This is a genomic window from Streptomyces sp. AM25 (assembly GCF_058146165.1).
Genome location: NZ_JBKIWN010000012.1, coordinates 1 through 4432, shown reverse-complemented (window position 1 = coordinate 4432; position 4432 = coordinate 1). Strand labels below are relative to the sequence as shown.

The 4432-nt window shown below is 73.5% G+C and carries 4 protein-coding genes; 3 read left to right on the top strand and 1 reads right to left on the bottom strand.

All coding sequences use genetic code 11. The features are described from left to right. Positions 1-70: 70 nt before the first annotated feature. The 3 genes from ACLHRZ_RS17460 (at position 71) to ACLHRZ_RS17450 (ending at position 3324) form a co-directional block, all read left to right on the top strand. Entirely contained in the window at positions 71-1303 is a 1233-nt protein-coding gene (locus ACLHRZ_RS17460; RefSeq protein WP_490419365.1) for a lanthionine synthetase C family protein, read from the top strand. Between the two features lie 177 nt (positions 1304-1480). Beyond that, a complete protein-coding gene (locus tag ACLHRZ_RS17455) occupies positions 1481-2338 on the top strand; it encodes a helix-turn-helix transcriptional regulator (RefSeq protein ID WP_490419364.1) in 858 nt (285 codons plus the stop codon). Between the two features lie 65 nt (positions 2339-2403). Then, the gene (locus ACLHRZ_RS17450) at positions 2404-3324 is read left to right on the top strand and encodes a phytoene/squalene synthase family protein (RefSeq protein WP_490419363.1); all 921 of its coding nucleotides are present in this window, start codon (positions 2404-2406) and stop codon (positions 3322-3324) included. A gap of 12 nt (positions 3325-3336) precedes the next feature. On the opposite strand, the gene ACLHRZ_RS17445 is transcribed toward ACLHRZ_RS17450, so the two are convergent. Then, positions 3337-4395: a hypothetical protein gene (locus ACLHRZ_RS17445; protein WP_490419362.1), complete on the bottom strand. Its 1059-nt coding sequence runs from the start codon at positions 4393-4395 to the stop codon at positions 3337-3339. Positions 4396-4432 lie beyond the last annotated feature (37 nt).

The following is a 4432-nucleotide window of genomic DNA, read 5'->3' as shown; positions in this document are numbered from 1 at the left end:
CCCGCCCCCCCCCCCCCCCCCCCCCCCCCCCCCCCGGCCCCTCATCCACCCCTCCGCGGGAGAAGGCGACTTGGGCGACAGGCAGTGGACACCCGCGGTGTCGGGCGAGCCGGCCGAAGCGGCCCTGCGCCTCGTCGCCGTATTGGCCGGGCCGCCCCGCGCGGCTCCCGTCCGCGTGTGGCCCGACCTGGCCAGGGGCGGCGCGGGGCTGGCCCTCGCGTACCACCAACTGGACATGCACCGGCCCGGGGAAGGCTGGGCCGCCATGGCCGACGGGTACCTCACCGCGGCAGCCGCAGGTGCTGCGCGCATCGGAACGGCCGGTCCCGGTCTGTACGGAGGCCTGTCGGGACCGGCGTTCGCCGCATGGTCCCTGGCGGACCGCCACCGGGAGCTGCTGACGGCCCTGGACGCACGGATCGCCGCCGCGGCGATCGGGCGGGCCGCACGGTGCACCGACGGCATGCACGGCACGGCATACCGCACCTTCGACGTGATCTCGGGCATCACCGGGACCGGGGCCCACCTGCTGTGCCGTGCCGGGGGCGATCCGGCAGCCGCCGGGGCGCTGCACGCGGTGCTCAGCGCCCTGGTGGCGCTGAGCGGCGAACGCGCCGGAGTGCCGCACTGGTTCACTCCCGTCGAGGCGTTGCCCACGGACGGGCTGCGCAGCCGGTTCCCCCGCGGCGCGCTCAACTGCGGGCTCTCGCACGGTATTGCCGGCCCCCTGGCGCTGCTGTCCCTGGCCATGGCCGACGGTGTGCAGGTGCCGGGCCAGGAGGAAGCCGTCCGCCGGACGGCGGACCGGCTCCTGGTGCAGCGGACCGACGACGCCTGGGGGCCCGACTGGCCGGACCTCGCGGGACTGAACGGAACATCGGATTCCGGCCGTGCCCCGCACAGTTCCTGGTGCTACGGCAGCCCGGGAGTGGCCCGTTCGCTGTGGCTGGCGGGCACGGCCCTCGACGATCCGGGCCTGCGTTCCCTGGCGGCAGAGGCGTTGAAGGCGGCGCTCCGCCGCCCGGCCGGACGGCGCGGGGCCGGTGCGACTCCGGGGCTGTGCCACGGAATCGCCGGCCTGTTGCAGATCACTCTGCGTTTCGCCCACGACACCCGCGATCCGGAATTCGCCCGTGCTGCAGTTGAACTGACCGTTCAACTGTCACAATTCGGTGATCACGGAGGCAGGTTCGCCCGGGGCGGGCCGGGCCTGCTGGAAGGCGCGGCGGGCGTGGTGCTCGCTCTTCTCGCCGCCACCACCGGCAACGCCCCCACCTGGGACCGGGCGTTGTTGCTGGCCTAGCAGGAGGTGTGTCCCCGGGCCCTTCCGCACCCCTGTAGCGGAAGGACCCGGGCTGACGTTCTTGATCCTCCGGCAGGGAAGCTGTCGCGTACAGTGACCGATTATGCTGGTATCGACACCACTACCATCGGGACCACCCCCCATACCCCCCGTCGGCCCTCGAGAGACGGGGGCTTGATGGCTGACCTTGAACGACGCCGCGCCCTGGCGGAGTTCCTCCGGTCCCGCCGGGCCCGGATCACCCCCGAGGACGTCGGCATTCCGGGCGGCTCCCGCCGCCGCACCCCGGGTCTGCGCCGCGAGGAAGTGGCCCAGCTCTCGGGGGTGAGCGTCACCTGGTACACCTGGCTGGAACAGGCGCGCGACATCACCGTGAGCCGCCAGGTACTGGAGAGCCTGTCCCGCGCCCTGCAGCTGAACAGGGACGAGCGACGCCATCTGTACGCACTGGCCGACGAGCCCCTGCTGGAATACCCCTGTCCGGCAGACGCTCCCACGCCCGCGCTGCAGAAGCTCGTGGACGCCCTCGACCCGCACCCGGCCTACCTCAGCGACGTCAACTGGGACCTGGTGGCCTGGAACCGTTCCATGGCCGGTCTCATCGGCGATCCGGGCCGCCTGCCGGCCACCGAACGCAACCTCATCCGGCTGACGTTCAGCGACCCCGGCATGCGCACGCTGATGGCCGACTGGGAGGGACAGGCCCAGTCGCTGCTGGCCCAGTTCCGGGTGGACTCCCGGCAGCGCATCGGCGATCCGTACCTGGACCGGATCACGGGCGAACTGCGCGAGACGAGCCCAGAGTTCCGCGACTGGTGGGACAAACACGACATCGCGGAATTCCACTCGACCCAGCGCGAGTTCCTCCATCCCGAGCTCGGCAGCCTCACGTTCGACTACGTGATGCTGGAGGCCCTGGAGTCCCCGGGCATGAAACTCTTCACCTCCATGCCGTCGGACACCGCGACGACGGCCAAACTGCCCGCCCTGCAGGAGTACGGCACGAGGCACTCCCTCGCCGTACCCCTCTCCTGACGCCGTCCGGCGGCGGGCACCGGCGGGTGTCCGCCGCCGGGCACGACGACGAAGAAGAACGACAGATGACTTCGTGGGACACGATGCTGGATGCCGCAGGCGTCCACGACCCGCAGCTGCGCGCCGACTTCACGCGCGCCCGCGTCCTGGTGGCCGGCTACCGCCGCCAGGCCTATCTGGCCGCCCGGCTGCTGCTGCCCCCCGCCCTGGTGCCGCACGTCGTCGCCGCCACGGCCTTCATGCACCACACCGACCGGCTCCTCGACGAGGGCCGCCCCCTCGCGGAGCGCATCGCCGGGCACGCGGAGTGGGACAGGCAGGTGCGCGAGGGCCTGGCCACGGGTTCCGCCGGTCACCCGGTGCTCCGCCCGGTGCTGCACACCGCCGCCCGGTATCCCGTACTGCGCGGCCGCATCGAGGACTTCCTCGCCGCGGCCCCGGCCGACCTGGACTTCAAGGGCTTCGCCACCGAGGAGGACCACCGGCACTACGTCGACTCCTACTCGCTGCCGAGCTTCATGCTCATCGCCTGTCTCCTCGCCCCCGACGACCGCACCGACGCCTTCCGCGCGGCGTGCCGTTCCTACATCGACGGCAGCCAGCGGCTGGACTTCGTCAACGACCTGGCCGAGGACCTGCAGGACGAGCGTCTGGGCCTCTCCGAGGAGACGCTGCGGGAGCACGGCGTGTCCAGCACGGACCTGGAGGACGGACGGGACACGCCGGGGGTGCGGGCGCTGCTGGCCCGTCATCTGCGTGCGGCGCGCGAGGACTTGGCGGCCGGGCGCAGGATGGCCGGCTTCGTGGCGCCGGCCCACCGGCCGTTCGTGCACGCGGCGGTGCGGATCGAACTGCTCACGGCCGACGCCGTGGCGGCGAAGGGAGCGGGCATCCTCCGCGGGCCGGCCCGCCCCTCGGTGCCCGCGGCCCTGGCGGTACTCGTCGGCGAGTACCGCCGGACACGACGGGTGCGCTACGCGGCGTAGTCGGCTCCGCCCCTACTTCCCCGCGCCGATGGCGAAGGGCAGTTCCTGCGAGGAGAAGGACTGGTCGCCGTTGGAGACGGCGACGCCCGACTCCGCGGTGGCCACGTCCGCCGGCGCCGTGCGGGACACCGCGACCCGCAGCCGGTACTCGGCCGTCGCACCCGGTGCGACGGCCCGGGACGCCGGGCGCAGGGCCGCGCTCATGCCGGGGTCGCAGCCGTTGGCGACCAGCGGGACCCGTTCCCAGCCGTGGCCGGCGCGGTACTGCTGGAGGACCAGGTCGGCCGGGCGCAGGGCACGGCTCTTGCCCGCCCCGTACGCGTAGTACGAGACCGCGATGGCCGGATACGTCCGGCCGGTGGTGTTCCTGACGGTCAGGGTGAACGGGCGTGCCGCTCCGCCCCGCTGCAGCGTGACGCCCTTGGCGGGCCAGCCCGTGACCGTCGTCGTCGGGCGGGTCGCGGCGGACGTGCGGGCCGGGGCCCGGTAGGTGTGGCCGCGGCCGTCGTCGACGGAGGCGGTGACCGAGAGCGTGCCCGGGCGGTCGAGGTCCTGCAGCCGCAGGGCCACCGTCTGCGGGTGGCGGGCGTCCGCGGACGTCGTCACGGGGAAGGTGAAGACGCCGTGGGTCGGCGCGCTGCCGCCGCCGGGGCCGGTCTTGAGGTCCGTCCACGTGCGGGTCGCGGGCACGTAGCGCTGCACGACCAGGGAGTCGGTGCTGAAGCCGCGGCTGTCGACGTCCAGCCGCACCGTCCCCTTGCGGACCGGCGTGCGCAGCGTGACGGCCGAGGAGGACCAGAGGCCGATGGGCAGTTCGGGGGCCAGGCTGTAGGAGATCTTCTGTGCGGCGTTCCCGACGGCCCTCTGTTCGGGGGCCGGCGCGGCCGCGGGCACGGGCGCCGCCCGGCCGGCGAGGGCCCCGCAGGCGGATTGGGCCGTCCGGCCGTCGGCCGCCTGTGCGGCTCCCGCCGCGCTCATGAGCAGCGCCAGCCCGGCGGTCAGGACCACGGCCGGTCTCGCGGCGGACCGCAGTGCCGACGACGGTCGTTGTTGCGCGATTTTGTGCGTCATCCCGTGCTCCTCGACTTTCGCTGTTCTCGTAGGTCAT

Bases quoted from the DNA above. Each gene is read 5' to 3' on its own strand.
- ACLHRZ_RS17455 (WP_490419364.1), top strand. From the start codon at position 1,481: ATGGCTGACCTTGAACGACGCCGCGCCCTGGCGGAGTTCCTCCGGTCC.
- ACLHRZ_RS17450 (WP_490419363.1), top strand. From the start codon at position 2,404: ATGACTTCGTGGGACACGATGCTGGATGCCGCAGGCGTCCACGACCCG.
- ACLHRZ_RS17445 (WP_490419362.1), bottom strand. From the start codon at position 4,395: ATGACGCACAAAATCGCGCAACAACGACCGTCGTCGGCACTGCGGTCC.